General features: G+C 48.4%; 19 protein-coding genes. All 19 read left to right on the forward strand.

Going from position 1 to position 19686, the window contains the following annotated elements:
- Positions 1-60 precede the first annotated feature (60 nt).
- The 19 genes from secA (at position 61) to argH (ending at position 19479) form a co-directional block, all read left to right on the forward strand.
- Positions 61-2595, forward strand: a complete 2535-nt coding sequence (gene secA, locus ATH33_RS08415) for a preprotein translocase subunit SecA (protein ID WP_037997705.1) — start codon at positions 61-63, stop codon at positions 2593-2595.
- 77 nt (positions 2596-2672) lie between these two features.
- Positions 2673-3786 (forward strand): peptide chain release factor 2 gene (gene prfB, locus ATH33_RS08420; protein WP_121874281.1). Its coding sequence is split into 2 segments (ribosomal slippage): positions 2673-2744 and positions 2746-3786, totalling 1113 coding nucleotides; the frame shifts between segments, so codons are not numbered across the junction.
- A 31-nt stretch (positions 3787-3817) separates the two neighbouring features.
- Positions 3818-4606 (forward strand): enoyl-CoA hydratase/isomerase family protein, encoded by a 789-nt coding sequence (locus ATH33_RS08425; protein WP_062843239.1) that lies wholly within the window; start codon positions 3818-3820, stop codon positions 4604-4606.
- 81 nt (positions 4607-4687) lie between these two features.
- A complete protein-coding gene (locus ATH33_RS08430) occupies positions 4688-5518 on the forward strand; it encodes a hypothetical protein (protein ID WP_037997707.1) in 831 nt (276 codons plus the stop codon).
- Positions 5519-5528: 10 nt separating this feature from the next.
- On the forward strand, positions 5529-5861 hold the full coding sequence (locus tag ATH33_RS08435) for a c-type cytochrome (protein ID WP_037997709.1): 333 nt from the start codon (positions 5529-5531) through the stop codon (positions 5859-5861).
- Positions 5862-5981: 120 nt separating this feature from the next.
- Positions 5982-7013, forward strand: a complete 1032-nt coding sequence (gene argC / locus ATH33_RS08440) for an N-acetyl-gamma-glutamyl-phosphate reductase (protein WP_037997711.1) — start codon at positions 5982-5984, stop codon at positions 7011-7013.
- Between the two features lie 15 nt (positions 7014-7028).
- A complete protein-coding gene (gene argJ / locus ATH33_RS08445) occupies positions 7029-8252 on the forward strand; it encodes a bifunctional glutamate N-acetyltransferase/amino-acid acetyltransferase ArgJ (RefSeq protein ID WP_049720680.1) in 1224 nt (407 codons plus the stop codon).
- A gap of 25 nt (positions 8253-8277) precedes the next feature.
- Positions 8278-9081, forward strand: a complete 804-nt coding sequence (gene argB, locus ATH33_RS08450; RefSeq protein ID WP_170151248.1) for an acetylglutamate kinase — start codon at positions 8278-8280, stop codon at positions 9079-9081.
- Entirely contained in the window at positions 9059-10228 is a 1170-nt protein-coding gene (argD, locus tag ATH33_RS08455; RefSeq protein ID WP_121874283.1) for an acetylornithine transaminase, read from the forward strand. The genes argB and argD overlap by 23 nt, the downstream gene beginning before the upstream one ends.
- 24 nt (positions 10229-10252) lie before the next feature.
- Positions 10253-11206: an ornithine carbamoyltransferase gene (gene argF / locus ATH33_RS08460; protein WP_374057889.1), complete on the forward strand. Its 954-nt coding sequence runs from the start codon at positions 10253-10255 to the stop codon at positions 11204-11206.
- Positions 11207-11419: 213 nt separating this feature from the next.
- Entirely contained in the window at positions 11420-12418 is a 999-nt protein-coding gene (gene pilM / locus ATH33_RS08465; protein WP_049720677.1) for a type IV pilus biogenesis protein PilM, read from the forward strand.
- Positions 12415-13029, forward strand: coding sequence for a hypothetical protein (locus ATH33_RS08470; RefSeq protein WP_037997757.1), 615 nt, complete (start codon positions 12415-12417; stop codon positions 13027-13029). Before pilM ends, ATH33_RS08470 begins: the two co-directional genes overlap by 4 nt.
- A 2-nt stretch (positions 13030-13031) precedes the next feature.
- Positions 13032-13631 carry a hypothetical protein gene (locus ATH33_RS08475; protein ID WP_037997758.1) on the forward strand — a complete coding sequence of 200 codons (600 nt, stop codon included), beginning with the start codon at positions 13032-13034 and terminating at the stop codon, positions 13629-13631.
- Between the two features lie 271 nt (positions 13632-13902).
- Entirely contained in the window at positions 13903-14592 is a 690-nt protein-coding gene (locus tag ATH33_RS08480; protein ID WP_037997760.1) for a TerC family protein, read from the forward strand.
- Positions 14593-14717: 125 nt separating this feature from the next.
- Positions 14718-15188: a hypothetical protein gene (locus ATH33_RS08485; RefSeq protein WP_037997763.1), complete on the forward strand. Its 471-nt coding sequence runs from the start codon at positions 14718-14720 to the stop codon at positions 15186-15188.
- Complete coding sequence (locus tag ATH33_RS08490; RefSeq protein WP_037997764.1) at positions 15185-15466, forward strand: hypothetical protein; 282 nt, start codon at positions 15185-15187, stop codon at positions 15464-15466. Before ATH33_RS08485 ends, ATH33_RS08490 begins: the two co-directional genes overlap by 4 nt.
- A 3-nt stretch (positions 15467-15469) precedes the next feature.
- Positions 15470-16717 (forward strand): glutathionylspermidine synthase family protein, encoded by a 1248-nt coding sequence (locus ATH33_RS08495; protein WP_037997767.1) that lies wholly within the window; start codon positions 15470-15472, stop codon positions 16715-16717.
- Positions 16718-16874: 157 nt separating this feature from the next.
- Positions 16875-18137: an argininosuccinate synthase gene (locus tag ATH33_RS08500; protein ID WP_121874284.1), complete on the forward strand. Its 1263-nt coding sequence runs from the start codon at positions 16875-16877 to the stop codon at positions 18135-18137.
- Positions 18079-19479 (forward strand): argininosuccinate lyase, encoded by a 1401-nt coding sequence (gene argH / locus ATH33_RS08505; protein ID WP_121874285.1) that lies wholly within the window; start codon positions 18079-18081, stop codon positions 19477-19479. Before ATH33_RS08500 ends, argH begins: the two co-directional genes overlap by 59 nt.
- Positions 19480-19686 lie beyond the last annotated feature (207 nt).

Genomic DNA, 19686 nt, shown 5'->3' on the forward strand with positions numbered 1-19686 from the left:
ATGGATTTGTTTGGATTTCGGCGAATATCTAATCCAGCTCAAGGTAGGAGATGATGAAGGTTGTTAAAAACCCTTCGCAAACTGTTTGACAATCAGGAAAGGCAACTGAAAAAGTTTTTTCAGATTGCCGATCAGATTGATGCTTTGGAACCGGATATGCAAAAACTGACCGATGCCCAATTGAGAGAGAAAACGGATGAGTTTAAACGGCGTCTCAAGGAAGGAGAAACATTGGACGACCTCCTGCCGGAGGCGTTTGCCGTGGTTCGCGAAGCCGCGCGCCGTGTCTTAAACATGCGTCATTTCCGTGTGCAGTTGGTCGGTGGAATGGTGCTTCATCAGGGCGATATTGCCGAGATGAAGACCGGGGAAGGAAAAACGCTCGTCTCCACGCTTCCTGCTTATTTGAATGCTTTGACGGAAAAAGGCGTTCATATTGTCACCGTGAATGATTACCTGGCCAAACGGGACCGTGAATGGATGGGGCAGGTGTTTGAATTTTTGGGCCTCACCGTCGGGCTGAATCTGCCGCACATGTCACCGGAAGAGAAGAGAGCCGCCTATCAGGCGGATATTACTTTTGGGACAAACAATGAATTCGGATTTGATTATTTGCGGGACAATATGGTGATGTATCCGGAGCAGTTGACGCAACGGGAACTGAATTATGCCATCATCGACGAGGTCGACAGCATTTTGATCGACGAAGCGAGAACGCCTTTGATTATCAGCGGGCAAGCCAATAAGGCCACCGATTTGTATTACGCGGCGGACAAAGTGGTGCGCCGCCTGAAACCGGAAGAAGACTTTACGGTGGATATCAAAACGAAGCAAGTGACGTTAACCGAAGACGGCGTGAAGAAAGTGGAGAACTTTCTCGGGATTGACAACCTTTATGACATGAAGCACATCATGTTGAACCACCACATTCAGCAAGCATTGAAAGCCCATGTTCTCATGAAACGGGACGAAGATTACGTGGTGAATGAAGACGGCGTGGTCATCGTGGATGAATTTACCGGCCGCTTGATGTACGGAAGGCGTTACAGTGACGGCCTGCACCAGGCGATTGAGGCCAAAGAAGGTTTGCAAGTTCAACGGGAGAGCATGACCCTGGCCACCATCACTTTGCAAAACTATTTCCGGATGTATGAAAAATTGTCGGGAATGACCGGTACGGCCAAAACCGAAGAAGAAGAGTTCCGCAAAATCTATAACATGGATGTTTTGCAAATTCCGACCAACCGTCCGATGATCCGGGAAGATTATTCTGATGTGCTGTACAAAACGGAAGAGGCGAAAATGAAGGCCGTGGTGGAGGAAATTGAACAATGCCACCAAAAAGGCCAGCCGGTGTTGGTGGGAACGGTGTCCATCGAAAAATCAGAGCGATTGTCCCGGATGTTGAAGCGAAAAGGGATTCCCCATCAAGTGCTGAATGCGAAAAACCATGAACGGGAAGCAGAAATCATTGCACAGGCCGGGCAAAAAGGAGCCGTCACCATTGCCACCAACATGGCCGGGCGCGGAACCGACATTGTTTTGGGAGAAGGTGTTGCCGAGCTGGGTGGTTTGCATGTGATCGGCACGGAACGCCATGAGAGCCGGCGGATTGACAACCAGCTCAGGGGACGTTCCGGACGTCAGGGCGATCCCGGTTCTTCCCGGTTCTTCCTGTCCCTGAATGACGATTTGATGCGCCGTTTTGGAGCGGAAAATCTGGAAGGAATGTTGAATAAACTGCCCGATGACGAACCGATCCGGGGGAAATTGTTTACCAAAGCAGTGGCCAATGCCCAGCGGAAAGTGGAGGCGAACAACTTCGATGCGCGCCGGTGGGTTTTGCAATATGACGATGTGTTGAACCAGCAACGGGAAATCATTTATAAACAACGCCGTGAAGTTTTAACCAGCCAGGATTTAAAAGATGTCGTTCTCGGCATGGCCAAATCAACCATCGAAAAAGTGGTTAAGGCCCATACGGCCGATGAACTGGAGGAAGAATGGGATTTGGATGCCATTGTTGATTTCGTCGAATCCAATCTGCTCCCGGAAGAAAGGATCTCCATCGATGAGTTGGAAAAATTGGATCCGGAAGAAATGATCGAATATATTTATGACGAAGTCGTAAGATATTATGAAGAGCGCAAGGAGGAAATGGGCGAAGAACGGCTCAATGAATTTGCGAAAGTCGTGACCTTGCGGACGGTTGACCGGAAATGGATGGATCACATTGACGCAATGGAACAATTGCGGCAAGGCATTCATTTGCGTGCGTACGGACAGGACAATCCTCTCCGGGCTTACCAATTTGAAGGTTTTGCCATGTTCGAGGAAATGGTGAGTGAAATACAGGAGGAAGTTGTCCGTTACGTGATGAAATCTGTCATCGACGAAAAAGAAGAAATTGAACGGGAAGAAGTCGCTGTCAACACCAAGGCGGTTTCCGGCCAGGAACAGAGCGAGACGGTATCGAAGAAGCAACCGGTTCGCCGGAGCGAAAAAGTGGGGCGGAATGACCCCTGCCCTTGCGGCAGCGGAAAGAAATACAAAAACTGTTGCTTAAAAAATGAAAAATCTGTTTCGGTTCAATGAAAGAAGCTCAGGGAACCCTGAGCCTTCCCTTTTCCAATCCGTTTTTTTGGAATAAGATATGTCATGAGGTGATAGGTATGGAAATCCATGAAATGAAACAAGCGTTGGAAAATACAGCCGGGAAACTGGCGGACATCAGGAGGTCTCTTTGACTTCGATCAGAAGAAATCGCGTTTGAAAGAGCTGGAAAGTGAGATGTCTCTTCCTGACTTTTGGGATGATCAGGAATCAGCCCAAAAAGTGATCGGTGAAATGAAACAATTGAAAGAACAGATCGAGAAGATGGAAGAGCTGGATGAAACCTTTGAGGAACAGAAATTGATGCTTGAACTGTTGCAAGAAGAAGGGGAAGACCCTTCCATGGAGAAGGAATTGGAAAGCGGAATCCGTTCCTTGCAAAAAGAGATCGACAATTTCGAGCTGACGGTCATGCTCAGTGAACCGTATGACCGCAACTCGGCGATTTTACAACTGCACCCGGGGGCAGGCGGAACCGAATCGCAAGATTGGGCGGACATGCTGCTCCGTATGTATACCCGTTGGGCGGAAGACCATGGATACAAAGTGGAAACATTGGATTATCTCGCAGGGGATGAAGCCGGCATAAAAAGTGTGACGTTGCTGATCAAAGGAAATTATGCTTACGGGTATTTGAAGGCGGAAAAAGGCATTCACCGTTTGGTGCGAATTTCGCCTTTTGATTCCTCCGGCCGCCGCCACACTTCGTTTGTATCGGTTGAAGTGATGCCGGAGATTGACAATGATATTGAAATTGAAATCCGGCAGGAAGACCTGAAAATTGACACCTACCGTTCCAGCGGCGCCGGGGGCCAGCATGTGAATACGACGGATTCAGCCGTCCGGATCACCCATATCCCAACCGGCATTGTGGTCACTTGCCAGTCGGAACGCTCTCAAATCAAAAACCGCGACCGGGCGATGAAAATTTTAAAAGCCCGCTTGTACGAGCGGCAATTGGAAGAGCAACAAAAAGAATTGCAGTCGCTAAAAGGGGAACAGAGCGAGATCGGATGGGGAAATCAGATCCGTTCTTATGTATTCCATCCTTACAGTATGGTGAAAGACCATCGGACGCAAGTGGAAGTAGGCAACGTGCAAGCCGTGATGGACGGGGAAATCGATTCGTTTATCGAAGCGTATTTACGTCAGCAGTTAAATCAAAAATCCTAGAGAAAAAATCAAAAACCAGGGAGGGCGGAAAATGTCCGACTGGAAATATTTAAACGTGGAGTTTGAGGGGAATACGGCGGTTCTGACGATTTCGCGGGAAAAAGTTTTAAATGCGCTGAATCAGGATCTGTTAAACGAATTGGAAGAAGCGGTTGCATCCATTGAACAATCGGAAGACGTCCGGGCATTGGTGATTACGGGAGCAGGGGGAAAAGCTTTTGTTGCGGGGGCCGACATCAAAGAGCTGCGCGAAATCTCCCGGCCGGATCAGGCTGAAGCCAAAGCCAAAAGAGGACAGGCCTTGTTCAACCGGATTGAAGATTTGAACATCCCGGTGATCATGGCCGTCAATGGATTTGCCTTGGGCGGAGGTTTGGAATTGGCACTCAGCGGGGATATGATCCTTGCATCGGAAAATGCGAAATTCGGGCAACCCGAAGTCAACCTGGGTGTCATCCCCGGTTACGGAGGAACGCAGCGCTTGGCCCGTTTGATCGGCAAGCAAGCTGCCAAATACCTTTGCATGACCGGGGAGATGATTTCCGCTGAGGAAGCCCGGCGGTTGGGAATTGTTTATCAAGTGTTCCCTTCCGACCAATTGTTACCCAAAGCAAAAGAGTTGGCTCAATTATTGGCCAAAAAGGCTCCGCTGGCCGTCCGTTTTGTGAAAAAAGCGATCAATCAGGGAGCAGAAGCAGATCTCCGATCCGGCTTGCAAATGGAAGCCGCGTACTTTGGTTTGTCCTTCGCCACCGAAGACCGTGTGGAAGGCATGGATGCTTTTCTTGAAAAAAGAGAGCCCCGGTTTAAAGGAAAATAAACATTGGCGGGCCGGCAAACAAAGCCGGCCTTCTCATTACATAGTCATGTTGGGGGAGCAGAGAAAAGAGGAGGTCGTCTTATGGATATGATCATGGAAAATCCCGTCTTATGGGGAACCGTTTTTGTTGTTGCATTGATTGTCATTATATTGGTCATCAGCATTATCGTTTCGAAAAAAAGAAAAAAAGAAGTGGAAGAAATCGAAAGAATGTTTCCGGATGGAAACATGTCCAGCGAAGATGTGCAGATTTCCATGGAACGATTTAAGCGGGAAAGGCAAAAAAGAAAACAAAAGCCCCGCATCCATCGTGAACGGCCGACGGAAGCACATCCGGATGAAGACAAAGAAATCATTGTGCGGAGTCCCGAGGAGTTACAAAAAAGAAAAGCCAACACCAAACCCGGTATCCAATCCAACACCAGCCGACCTGACGAGAAGAAGCGCGTCAATGCGAAGGCAAAACCGGCTGCATCCGAAGAAAAGATTCATTCCAAAAACGATGGTGCCGCTTCCATGACGTCAGAGAAGAAAGCAGAACAACCGAATGTCAACGGGAAACAAAGTTTGTTGAAATCTAAGCCGGAAGAGGTGTCCGGCCACAAATTGACATTAAACAAGAAGACACAAAAACCGGAAAAGAACCGTGGAGACGAAGAGAAGGCGACAGACGAAAAGCAACAGGAAGCATTGGATAAAAAAACAAACCGCCGTTTGTACAAAAGAAGTTTGTTAAAGCCGGAAAAAAGCGGGGAATCAACGAAAGATTCGGGGGAACACCCGAAAGCCAGCTTACTCGGCTCGCAAGCACCCGGCCATAATCAAGAGGAAGAGGAACAAGACCAAAAGAAAACGCCCTCCCGGGCCAAACATTATGCAGGGAAAAGTCTGTTTTCCAAAAAGAACAAGTAGGAGTGATACCATGAAAAGAACAGGTTGGTTTTTCGGAGCGCTTTGCGGACTGTTGCTCTTGGCCGGATGTAACTCCGGTGGAAATCCGAACACTTCGCAAAATCAAAACGGGACGACAACAGCTTCGGATCCCCAAACGGTTTATATGAACAACTGTTCTTCTTGTCATGGCGGAAACCGGCAAGGGGCCATGGGGCCGAGTTTGCAAAAGATCAGCGAGAAAATGAATAAAGATGAAATTCTTCAGGTTTTGGAGAATGGAAAAGGAAGCATGCCTGCTCAATCGCACATCCCCCAGGATCAGCGGGAAAAATTGGCTGACTGGTTGATTGGGCAGCCATAATCCGCACGTTCAAAAGCCAAGCGATCTGCTTGGCTTTTTTTGTTTCTCCTGAAATACGGTTGAATAAATATTATATTAAATGTATAATAATACATATCCAAAATGAAGGTGTGAGATTCTTTGAGAGTTTCAGTGATCGGTTCCACGGGCTATGGTGGCATGGAGTTGTTGCGAATTCTTCAGCGTCATCCGGAATTTCAAATTGCTTCTTATGTTTCCTCTTCCCAAGCCGGGCGGCCGTTAAACCGTTCTTTTCCGCATATGCCCCAATTGACGGAAACGTTTTGGGATCTGGATGTGAAACAAATTTGTGACTCGGCGGATCTTATTTTTTTTGCCACCCCGCCGGGCGTCAGTAAGGAGTACGCGTCTTTGTTTGTGGAAGAAGGAAAGATTGTGGTTGATTTGTCCGGGGATTTCAGGCTGAGGGATCCCGGCCGGTATGAAACGTGGTACCAAAAGCCGGCGGCGGACCGCAAATATCTGGACATGGCAGTTTACGGGTTGAGTGAATGGTTTTCCGAGGAGTTGAAAACGGCGCAACTCATCAGTAATCCGGGTTGTTATCCGACGGCCACGTTGCTTGCGCTTTTGCCGCTTTTAAAGGAAAAGTGCCTGGATCCGGCTTCGGTCATTATTGATGCCAAATCAGGTGTCACCGGTGCCGGACGGGCTGCCAGGCAGCAAAACTTGTTCAGCGAAATCAACGAAAATCTTCGTCCTTATAAAATAAGTCATCATCAACACATTCCCGAAATCGAGCAGGTGGCAAGCAGTCTTACCGGTTCGGATGTCCGGGTTCAATTTGTTCCCCATCTGGTTCCGATGAACCGGGGGATATTGGTCACGATCTATGCGCAGCCACTGAATAAATATACAAAGGCGGACCTTTTGCAACTTTATGAGGAAACTTATGCTTCGGAACCGTTTGTTCGTGTGTTAAAAGACAAATGGCCCGAAACCAAAGCAGTACAAGGAAGCAACTTTTGTGATATCGGGGTTCAAGTGGATGAACGGACAGGGAGATTCATCATCTTGGCGGCGATTGATAACTTAATGAAAGGAGCAGCGGGACAAGCCGTGCAAAATGCCAACATTCGCATGGGCTATCCGGTCACTGCCGGACTTGATATGGATCCGCTTTATCCTTAAACGGGGGGAGACGACATGATCACCGGAACGGATTGGTTTCAAATCGTTGAAAATCCTTCCATTGCATTGCCCGCAGGGTTTTCAGCCAAGGGAATCCATGCCGGATTGAAAAGAAAACGGAAGGATTTGGGGATGATTCAGTGCGAAGTGCCAGCTTCGGCGGCGGCGGTTTATACCGTGAATGCCTTTCAGGCGCCGCCGATCAAAGTGACGCAGGAAAGCATGGGCGTGGAAAGCAAGTTGCAAGCGATTGTGGTCAACAGTGCCATTGCCAATGCATGCACGGGGGAACGGGGATTGGAAGATGCAAGAAAAATGCGGGATCAAGCCGCTTCTTTATTAAATATTCCTTCGCATTTGGTCGCCGTGGCTTCCACGGGCGTGATTGGCGAGTATTTGCCCATGGACCGGGTCGCGGCCGGCTTAAAACGATTGGTGACGGAGACGGACAACCAACCTGCTGCATTTGCTGAAGCGATCCTGACGACGGATACATGCACCAAAGAAATTGCCGTCACCTTGGAAATTGACGGGAAGCCGGTAACCATTGCGGGAGTGGCCAAAGGTTCCGGCATGATTCATCCCAATATGGCGACCATGCTTTCTTTTATTACCACCGATGCCAAAATCGGGCCGGATCATTTGCAGAGATTGCTTTGGCAAACCACCGATGAAACATTCAACATGATCACGGTGGATGGCGATACCAGCACCAATGACATGGTGTTGGTGATGGCAAGCGGATATGCCGGTCACCGGCCCCTTACCCGTCAGCATCCGGAATGGGCACGGTTTCAAGCCGCATTCCAATACGTTTGCGGGGCATTGTCCAAAATGATTGCCCGCGACGGCGAAGGAGCCACCCGCTTGATTCAGGTCCGGGTTGAAGGAGCCCCGTCGAAGGAAGCAGCACGGAAGGTGGCCAAATCCGTGGTGGGATCCAACCTGGTGAAAACCGCTGTTTTCGGGGAGGATGCCAATTGGGGCCGGGTCATCTGCGCAGCCGGTTATGCCGATCCTTCGTTAAATCCGGAAAACATGGATATCTGGCTGGGACCGGTTCAGGTGGTGAAAAAAGGGATGGCTTCAGACTTTCGTGAAGAGCTGGCGGAGCAAGTGTTAAAACAGGATGTCGTGGAGATCCGGTTGGATCTGGGCGACGGAATGGAGGAAGCCGTTGCCTGGGGATGTGATTTGACCTATGAATATGTCCGCATCAATGCAAGCTACCGGACATAAACAAAGGAGGAACAGAAAGTCTCCAATGATTGTGTTCAAATTGGGGGGAAGCGTGCTGAAACGGCTTCACCCGGATTTTTTCCGGAAGTTGAGGGAGTTGTCAAAAGAAAACATTCCGTATGTGATCGTGCACGGCGGCGGTCCTTTTGTTTCAAACTGGATGAACAAACTGGGCCAAAAACCGGTGTTTATCGAGGGGAGACGGGTCACGGATGAAGGAACGCTGGATATCGTGCAAATGGTGTTGGCCGGCCAAGTGAACAAACAGCTCGTTTCGCGTTTGCTCCAAGAAGGGATTCCGGCGCTTGGTATAAGCGGAATCGATCTGAATTTGATCACGGTGAAACCCAAAGACGAAAAACTGGGTTTTGTCGGGGAAGTGACCGGACTGAACCGGAAAGTGCTTCATCAGATGTTGGAGACTGGCTGGGTTCCTGTCCTTTCATCCCTCGGAATCGGGGAAAAAGGGCAAGCGTTTAATGTCAATGCCGATGAAGCGGCCGCTTTGGTTGCACAAGGGATGGGAGCGAGACAATTGGTCATGGTCAGCGATGTGGACGGAATTTTCATAAAGGAAGGAAATGAAAAAAATCTGTTGCGCCATGCGACACCGGAAATGGTGGAGCAATTGATTTCAGATGGGCAGATCACCGGCGGTATGATCCCGAAAGTCCGGTCCGCGGTCCGTTGCTTGAACGGCGGGGTGGAGAAAGTGTGGATTATCAACGGGGAAAAAGGTCGCGACACAGATGAAAAAAGACCGGATTCCCCGGGAACATGCCTGATGAAGAAAGAGGTGAGCGAACGTGTCTCTGTTTCCAACATATAAGCGCCACCCCGTTCATTTTGTGGACGGCGAAAAGGCGGTGTTGACCGATGTACAGGGAAAACGGTATCTGGATTTTGGTTCCGGCATCGGGGTGACCAATTTGGGTCATAAACATCCCCGCGTGTTGGAAGCACTCATGGCGCAAGCCCGGGCGGTTTGGCATGTGTCCAACCTGTTTGAACAGCCGTTGCAGGAAAAAGTGGCGGAAAAGTTGTGCCAAATCACCGGGTTGGATGCCGTCTTCTTTTGTAACAGCGGGGCGGAAGCGAATGAAGCATTAATCAAATTGGCCCGGAAATGGGCGAAAGACGCAAAGATCATCCATGAGCCTGAAATCATCACATTCACCGGCTCTTTTCACGGCCGTACACTGGCCACTTTGACGGCCACGGGGCAAGAGAAAGTTAAAACGGGATTTGACCCTTTGCCTCCCGGATTCCGCACGGTCCCCTATGGAGACATGGAGGCGGTGAAAGGAGCAACCCGGACAACCACTGCGGGTGTTTTCTTGGAACTGGTGCAGGGGGAAGGCGGGGTCCGGCCGGCTGATCCGGCGTTTGTCCGGGAATTGGCGGATTGGTGTAAAGAAAAAGAGATTTTGCTGATGATCGATGAAGTGCAGACCGGAGTCGGAAGGACGGGTGAATGGTTTGCCTATCAGGCATATGGCATCAAGCCGGATGCAATCTCCGTTGCCAAAGGGTTGGGAAACGGGTATCCGGTCGGGGCTGTTGTGGCGGATTCCCGCTTGAAACCGGTGTTGGGCCCCGGCACACACGGGACGACATTTGGAGGTAATCCGTTGGCCATGGCCGTTTGTGATGCGGTTTTGACCGAAATCGAACAAACCGGATTGTTGGAACAGGTAAGGGAAAAAGCGGAGTATTTAAAGAAGAAGCTGGACGGTTTGATCCGATCCCTTCCTGCTGTCCGGGAAATCCGCCAAAAAGGATTGATGGTCGGCATTGAGCTGGATGAACCGGCTGCCCCGTTCATCCGTCAGCTGTTGGAAAACGGACTGGTTGTGCTTCCTGCCGGCGAAAAGGTTGTGCGCCTGTTGCCGCCTTTAATTGTAAGTGAAGAAGAAATAGACCAGGCGGCCTCCGTTTTGCACCAAACCTTGTCACAAACAAAAATCGGCATGTGAGGAGGGGCGATAGTGAAAGAGACTTTGGAAATGCCGTTATTAGCAGGGAAAAAAGGGAAGAGTTTTTTAACATTGATCGACTGGGAGCCGCATGAAATTGAAGCTTTGCTTCAATCAGCCCTCAAACTCAAATCACTGCGGAACAAGGGAGAACACTGTCAGCCGCTGAAAGGAAAAAGCCTGGCGATGCTGTTTGAAAAGCCGTCCACCCGGACCCGTGTCTCTTTTGAAGTCGGGATGAAGGAGTTGGGGGGATACACGGTCTTGCTCCGGAACGATGAGATGCAGTTGGGCAGGGGAGAAAGCATGGAGGACACGGCAGGTGTTCTTTCGCGGTTTGTGGATGCGATTTTGATCCGCACCCATGAACATGCAAGAATCGAGCGCCTGGCCGATGCCGCAACCATTCCGGTCATTAACGGGCTTTCCGATCAGGCCCATCCCTGCCAGGCGCTGGCCGATTTGTTGACCATATTGGAAAAGAAGGGATCGTTAAAAGGAGTGAAATTGACTTATGTCGGGGATGGTAACAATGTCCTTCACTCTCTGATCCAGGCTTCGGCGCTCACCGGCATCGATTTGCATGTTGCAACGCCGCCGGGTTATGAACCGGATCCCGCTGTTTGGGAATACTCGGAGCAAATCGCCGGACAAACGGGAGCCTCTCTCACTTTCCATTATGATCCGGCCGTTTCCGTGCAAGGGGCCGATGTGGTTTACACAGATGTCTGGGCGAGCATGGGACAAGAAGAAGAAAAAGAAGAACGAAACAAAACGTTTGCTTCTTATCAAGTGAATGCTTCGCTGATGGAAAAAGCGAAACCCGATGCCATCTTTATGCATTGCCTGCCTGCTTACCGCGGACTGGAAGTGACCGGAGAAGTTTTGGAGGGACCGCAATCCGTGGTTTTTGATCAGGCGGAAAATCGTCTTCATGCGCAAAAAGCACTTTTGGTAGCCATTTTGGCTGATGGTTGACCCGGATGAAAACCCCCGGTTTCTGAAATGAAAGAAACCGGGGTTTTTTTTTGCGTGGAGCGAATTTTGACAGGGATTTGATTTTATGTCAAAGTAAAAGGATTATGCGAATTAAAAATTAAAATAATAAATGTTATGATGTTGGTAAAAAGTGATAACCAGCCGTTGATCCGTGTGGTGTCGTCAGGATGATTTTGCAAAGGAGAACCGGTTATGGCTATACATGTTGGTGTTGAATTATCCTCTTCTTTTTTCAAATTGGTTGAAGTGAAGAAAAAGAGGAAGAACATGGAGCTTCTCCAATATGTGGTCCATCCGTTGCCCAGTGTGTGGGCGGAATCGGGCACGTTTTTGGATCGGGAGGAATTGATCCAAACCATCCAGGAGGCCTTGTTGGGGAGAAGACTCAATACAAAACGGGTGCATGTCAGCATCCATTGTCGTCATGTTTTGTTTAAACGGGTGATGTTGCCGGAAATGCGCAAAAGAAAATACCGGAGATGGATTGAAAAATATTTGATTCCCGTGTTGGACCTGCCTTTTTCCGATCCGGTGTTTGATTTCCGTTTGCTGGATCATGTCTGGGAAGACGGGGACCAGCAAGAGGTTTTTCTGGCGTTGATTTCTCAGTCATACATTGACTCTTTTGTCCGGTGTTTTCAATATTGCGGATTGGATCCGGTTCATATTGATCTGGCTCCTTTCGGTTTGTACCGATGGATCCATTATCACCGGAGCTTTCAGACGCCCCATACCCTGATGATTCAAATCTCCAAACAGGATGTGGAGGTCAGCCATTTTATCGATCGAAAACTGGAACGGGTTTATCATCTTCATCTGCCGATGGCTTCGTTTGCAGAACATGAGGACCGTCCGCATCCCGATCCGCTCCATCCCTTGTTGAAAGAGAAACAAGAGGTGGAGAGATACGGGAAAAGGTTGATGGAACAAATTTTTGAAAAAGTTTCGAACAAGGAGAGAAAATGGTTGAAAAGCTCCAGAGCGGAATGGTTTTTGTCCGGGGAAGGATTGGATTTTTATTTGTTGGAAAACTGGCTTCAGCAACATTTGGAGGCGTCTGTCAAACTTGCCCCTCCGGCAGAGATCATCATGCCCGAACCGTTGCGTGACCGCGCATCGAAATGGCTCGGAAATGCTTTGTCGATCCCGATCGGTCTGACGGTGGATGAGAAGGAAGGAATGGGACCATGAATTTTTTGCCGCCACAGCCGATATACAAACGGTTTTTTTACAGTTTTTTGTCCGGGATTTTGCTTTTGCTTTCAGGTTTGGGGGTGGGCATTCTATATGCCAAGAAGGTTGCCGGTGAACGCGTGTCGGCTTTGGAAGCGGAAGTGGCCCAAAAGCGAAAACAGTTGAATCAGGCCATTCAGCTTAAAAAAAACGAAGAGAAAATTTATGAGAGTCAGCAACCAGCCATGGATTATGAAAAAACGATCCAAAAAGTGGAGGCAAGTCAACAGCGTTGGAAAGAAGCGGCCTATCAAGTGCATCAAATGATACCCCGCGGCACGGACTTGTTTCGCCTGCAAGGAATAGGAAATCAATTGGAAGGTTGGGCCTATTTTTCTTCGATTCCGGAAGCGACGAAATTTCTTCAGGAACTGGTTGAAAAAAAGCCGGATTTGTATCAGGAAGCATGGATCGAGTGTGTCGGAGACCGCTGCATGAATGAAGTTTATGAAAAAAACGCCAATCAGGTATTGGTGCATTTCCGGCTGGATTTAAAAAGAGAGAAAGGAGTGGAAGAATCATCCGAAAACCAGTCAAGATCCGGCGATGGAAGTCCGGAAAGTTCTTAATCATGACCCTGGCGGCTGGATTCTTGCTCATCCTGACCCTCTATTTTTATCTGGTGCATCCCTTGGTTTTAAAACAAAAATGGCTGGAAAGGGAGAGGGAATCCCTGGCCCAAAACATTGAAAGGCATCAAAAATACCTGGCGCCTGATTACCAACCCCCGTCTGTGTTAACCCATATGGAGTTGAGACGGCTGGAGGAAAGAATTCCGCTGAACCGGCGGGATCCGGGCTATGTTGTCGATATTGAGCGGGCCGTCAAATCGTCCGGTGCCGATTTTTTGAAGCTGGAAAGCTTAGCAGATCTTCACCAAATTGCACGTCAGGACACTGCGGAGCAAAGTGAGGCCCGACCGGTCAGTGAAGAAGAGCTCATGCAACAATTGGGGATGGTGGTGCGCCCGGAATTGGTTCCTTCTTGGGTTCAGTTGGAAGTAAAGGCCAATCAAAAAGAGTTTGCTTCATTGTTGGACCAATTGCAAAAGAGTGATCGTCTGGTCAGCGTGATTGGTTGGGATTACCAATGGGCGGACGAGCACACGGAGGATAAGGGTGTGATTTATCTGGCGGTTTATTCTTATCATGATCAAGAGGTGAAAAAATGAGCTACTGTAAAATATTTATGAACTGGCAGAAAAATTATTGACGGAGGAACAAATTTTTATATAATGTTTGTATGAACTGAATAATTGAATCATTTTTTGTTCTTTGATTAAGGGGAGTAGCTATTTACAACAAAGTCGTCATTACGGGTTTATCCCCGGCTTTGTTGCAACATTTTTATGTTGTTGGCAAGACCTTTGCGTGATTTGTCATGCAAAGGTCTTGCCATTTTTTGTAATCCCCTGAATCCAATAACAAATGGAGGGAAAGAATTTGGACTTCTTGTCAGTTGAGTTTCTCACCGCTTTACTTTCCATTGTGATCATTGATTTGGTTTTGGCAGGAGATAATGCCATTGTTATCGGGCTTTCCGCCCGCAATTTACCGAAAAACAAGCAAAAACAAGTGATTTTTTGGGGGACTGTCGGTGCCGTTGTGATGCGGATCCTTTGTACGCTGGCGGTGGTCTGGTTGTTAAAGGTTCCGGGGCTTTTGTTGATCGGCGGGCTGCTTTTGATCTGGATTGCCATGAAATTGCTGATTGAAGAGAAAGGCGATGAAGATGTCGAAGCGGCCAGCAGTGTGATGTCCGCGATCCGCACGATTGTGATCGCCGACACCCTGATGGGCTTGGATAACGTCCTCGCCGTGGCCGGCGCTGCTCACGCAAGCTTCATGCTGGTGATTATCGGATTGTTGATCAGCGTTCCCATCATTGTTTGGGGCAGTACCTTGTTCCTTAAGCTGTTGGAAAAGTATCCGTCGATTATTTACATCGGATCGGGAGTTTTGGCCTTTACATCGGCAAAAATGATTGCAGATGACAAGTTCATCCGTCCCTTTTTCCAAGGAGCGGAATGGTTGCAATATGTTTTCTATCTCGTCATGATCGCGTTTGTTCTGTTATGCGGACGCTGGTTGAAACTGAAAAAAGCGAAAAAAGAGGTTCCCAACGCCTCCTGATGACAAGGAAAAGAAGCAGATGTTATCAATCTGCTTCTTTCTTCATGACAAAGAAGGGAAAACCCTTTCATATTATAGAACTATATTTTTGTTGAGTTGATTATTATTTGGAATTGAGGGTAAATATGGAGAAGCTGGAATATCATTTGATGGAAGACGGAGAGGAGATTTCCGTCTTGTATGAGTATCCGTCTGTTTCCAAGGAAGAAGTGATGATGCGTTTTGCGTGTGACTATTTTGTCAGGGGGAAAGACGTGTTTGAATGTGTTCACATCCAGGCGGACCCGCCCGTGCACAAGATTTATGTAAAACGAAGCGAAGAAGAAAAAGTGCTTGACGACCGCCTCCGTTTCAGCCCGACCTGGCAAGGAATCCGCATGGAAGTGCGCCATTTTGATGCACGGTGGTCCGGTTATCCTGTGGTTCATTGTTATCAATTTCATCATGCACAAGATGCTTTGCTCCGTTTGCTCAGCAGCCTGCACTACATTGACGGGCAATGGTGGAAAACGACATCAACGGAAGTGGATGAAAACCGGTATGTTTATGTGATCTATGCTGTTCCCGTTTTAAAGGAAGGAGGAGGAAACGGATGAAAAAGAGCCGCCATCTGGTGGGGTTGTTTACCCTGGCCATGCTGTCCGTCCCGCTGTCGGGATGCGATGACAAGAATGACTGGGAATTTTGCCGCGACCAGAATCATGATCTGTTATGCGATGATGACCAAAGCCGGGTGGATCCGGACAGTTACGTGGTGATCAACGGGAAGAAAATGTATTATATCAAAGAAAACTCGCTGGTTTCATCCGGTTACAAAAAAACGGGCAGCAGTTACAAATCAGGAATTGGCAAAATCCGTGGTTCAGGAGGATAAATTTTGAAAGATTTAAATTATGCCAAGCGCAGGGAACAGATTTACCATCTGCTGAGAGAAGAAAAGGTGTTTACCTGGGACGTCATGTACGGTCAGGAATATGCCCTCGCTTCGGTTTACCCTTTGGACCCGGCGCTTCATCATGAAATTCAACAAGCGACCGCGTGTTTGGGGAAAATCTATGAACGCACGGTCAAGGTTTTACAGCAGGCCGATGACCGGTTGTTGGAGGAGTTGGGAATTCCCGAAGCAGCCCGAAGAGCCGTCCGGCAACCTTTTCTGCTTGACTGGCCAACGGTGATCGGTCGTTTTGACTTTGCCTATACCCCGCAAGGATTGAAAATGCTGGAATTTAACAGTGACACCCCCACAGGCATTGTGGAAGCTTTTTATGTCAACGGGCGGGTTACGAAAGCGATGGGATATCAAGATCCGAATGAAGGCATGGAGCAAGATTTGACCGATGCCTTTCAAAACGTGGTGGAGGCATACCAGAAACGAGGCTTCCGAACCGATCACATCTGCTTCAGCGCGTTGGACTGGCATGAAGAAGATGCCGGGACGACCCGGTATTTAATGGAGAAATCAGGCCTTTGCGCCCGTTTTGTCCCGTTGTCGGCATTGGCCGTCCGGGGAGACCGGTTGTATGCCAAGCAGGATCATGCCGGCTATGGACCGGTGGACGTTTTATATCGTTTGCATGCCATTGAAATCATGGCCGAAGACACGGATGAGGATGGTTATCCGACCGGGGCGCATCTCCTTTCCCTCATGGCCGGTCAAAAGCTGGTTTCCATTAATCCCCCCTCTGCTCTTTTATCGCAAACCAAAGCTTTACAGGCACTGATTTGGAACTTATATGAAACAAATACTTTTTTTAATGAAGAAGAACGTGATGTGATCGCAACGTACATGTTGCCCACCTACTTGGAAAACAATTTTAAAGGTCATGCGGCTTATGTGAAAAAGCCATTCTTCGGCCGGGAGGGCGGCGCCGTTTCTTTGTATGACCAAAACGGGAATTTGATTGTCCGGGACAACCAGGATGCCTATTGGGATCAACCCATGATTTATCAACAATTGGTGTCCCTGCAAAAAGTGGAAGTGGAAACCCTCAAGGGAGCTTATCAGGGGGAATTGTTGTGGGGGTCTTTTTTGATTGGCGGAAAGCCTTCGGCCGTGATCGCGAGGGTGGATCGGAAAATCACCGGAAACCTTTCCTATTTTGTGCCGGTGGGAAGGAAAGATTGAGCCGTTCCATCCGGGGTGGATCATCGTTTCAGAGCAGAAACCGGAAAAAGGTTTCTGCTTTTTTTTAGCCGGTTCAAAAAATTGGGGGTGGATTTTTTATGCACAGGATGTATAATCATACATATAAATGAATTTTTATTAAAAGCGAGGGATACCCATGAGTAAGGAGAAAGTGGTCTTAGCTTATTCAGGTGGTTTAGATACATCAGTTGCGATTCCGTGGTTGAAAGAAAAATACGGCTATGATGTGATTGCGGTCGGATTGGACGTCGGGGAAGGCAAAGACATGGATTTTGTCAAGGACAAGGCGTTGAAAGTGGGAGCAGTCAAATCCGTTGTGGTCGATGCCAAAGCGTTGTTTGCTGAAGAATACCTGCTGCCGGCTTTGAAAGCCAATGCTTTATATGAAGGAAAGTATCCGATGCATTCGGCCTTGTCCCGTCCGTTGATTTCCAAAGTGCTGGTTGAAATCGCAAAAGAAGAAGGGGCCGTTGCCGTTGCCCACGGTTGCACGGGAAAAGGAAATGACCAAGTCCGGTTTGATGTTTCGGTTGCGGCATTGAATCCAAAGTTGAAAGTGGTGGCCCCGGTACGGGAATGGGGAATGACCCGGGATGAGGAAATTGCTTATGCAAAAAAACACGGGATTCCGATTCCGGTTGATTTGGACAATCCGTTCAGCATTGACCAAAACATGTGGGGAAGAAGTTGTGAATGCGGTGAATTGGAGAATCCGTGGCAGGCGCCTCCGGAAGCTGCTTATGAATGGACGTGTCCTTTGGTCGGCACCCCGGATCAACCGGACGAAATCGAGATCGCTTTTGAAAAAGGCGTTCCTGTATCCCTGAATGGAAACCGGCTTTCTTTCCCTGAGATTTTGGAGCAATTGAACAAGTTGGCCGGAAAACACGGGGTCGGACGGATCGATCATGTGGAGGACCGGCTGGTGGGAATTAAATCGCGTGAAGTTTATGAATGTCCGGGAGCGGTCACATTGATCAACGCACACCGGGAACTGGAATTTCTGACGCAGCCGAAAGATGTTTTGCAGTTCAAGGCCACGGTTGAGAAAAAGTGGTCGGAAATGGTTTATGACGGGCTTTGGTATTCGCCGCTGAAAAAAGCGCTGGATGCGTTCATTGAAGAAACGCAACAAGTGGTGACCGGAAAGGTTCGCGTAAACTTGTTCAAAGGCCATGCGACGGTGACGGGAAGAATTTCCCCTTATTCGTTATACAACGAAAAATTGGCCACCTACTCCAATGAAGACAGTTTTGATCATCAGGCGGCTGTCGGGTTTATTAAATTGTGGGGATTGCCGACGAATATTTATGCAAGCGTGCATAAAAAGGAGGAAGACCATGAAACTGTGGGGCGGGCGTTTCACCAAGACCACACACCAGTGGGTGGAAGCCTTTAATGCATCCATTGGATTTGATAAAGAATTGGCTGAAGAAGACATCGAAGGGAGCATGGCGCATGTGAAAATGCTGGGCGCATGCGGGATTATCACCGGGGAAGAAGCAAACCGGATACTGGAAGGTTTGTCAACCATCCGGCAAAAAGTCCGGGAAGGGAAAGCCGAATTTTCCATTGAACATGAAGACATTCACATGAACATCGAGAAGATGCTGATCGACGAAATCGGGGAAGTCGGCGGAAAATTGCACACCGGACGGAGCCGGAATGACCAGGTTGCCTTGGATATGCACCTTTATGTGCGCAAGGAGACGGTCGATCTGGCCGGAAAGATCCTGGAATTGCAGGAAGCTTTGCTCAAACAGGCCGAGAAACACGTGGATACCATATTGCCGGGATACACTCACTTGCAGCGCGCGCAACCCGTCCGGTTTGCCCATCATTTATTGGCTTATGTTTCGATGTTTGAACGGGATGTACAACGGTTCATCGACAGCTTCAAACGCGTCAACTGCTGTCCGTTGGGGGCCGGTGCCATTGCGGGAACGACATTTCCCATCGACCGGCAAATGGTTGCAAAAGCGTTGGGATTTTCCTCGCTTTACGATAACAGCATGGATGCGGTGAGTGACCGGGATTATTTGGTGGAGTTTCTCTCAGTCTGTTCCTTGGTGATGGTTCATTTGTCCCGGCTGTCGGAAGAACTGATTCTGTGGTCGAGCGAAGAGTTTCAATATGTCATCCTGGATGATGCGTTTTGCACCGGAAGCAGCATGATGCCGCAGAAAAAAAACCCGGATATCCCGGAGTTGATCCGCGGAAAAACCGGACGGGTGTTCGGGCATTTGATGGCTTTGTTGACCACGCTGAAAGCTTTGCCCCTCACCTACAACAAAGACTTGCAGGAAGACAAAGAGGGGGTTTTTGATACGGTCCGCACGTTAAAAGGTTCCCTTCGTTTGATGGCGGCCCTCATTGAAACGATGGAAGTCAACCAATCGAAAATGAAACGGCATGCCGGGCAAGGGTTTGCCAATGCAACGGATTTGGCCGATTATTTGGTGGGCAAAGGCATTCCTTTCCGCAAAGCGCATGAAATTGTCGGAAAGCTGGTTTTGTATGCCATTCACAAAGAAAAAACCTTGAGTGATTGCTCCTTGGAAGAGTTTCACCGTTTCTCCCCGGAAATCGGGGAAGATGTCTATTCCTGTTTGGAACTGGAAAATGTGGTGGATGCGCGCAAAAGCGAGGGAGGAACCGCAAAAGAACAAGTGTTGAAGACACTTTCAAACAAAATCGCCACGCTTAAAAAGCAGCGGGAAACCTTATCCAATATTTACTAGGAAGGAATTCTATGGTAAGATAATACCCCAAATCACCATCATTTGGGGTTTTTTGTATTTTTGAATAAAAAATGATTTTGCAAAATATTAACCCGGGAAATTGGTGAATGGTGTTATAATATTGAAGTAGTTTTTGAAGGAAAGTAAGCCATTTCTTTATTTGATATTTTTCTTCAAATTTAGGATGATAATGGGATGAAGTGGCGA

Source organism: Thermoactinomyces vulgaris (assembly GCF_003688725.1).
In the GTDB taxonomy this organism is placed as follows: domain Bacteria; phylum Bacillota; class Bacilli; order Thermoactinomycetales; family Thermoactinomycetaceae; genus Thermoactinomyces; species Thermoactinomyces vulgaris.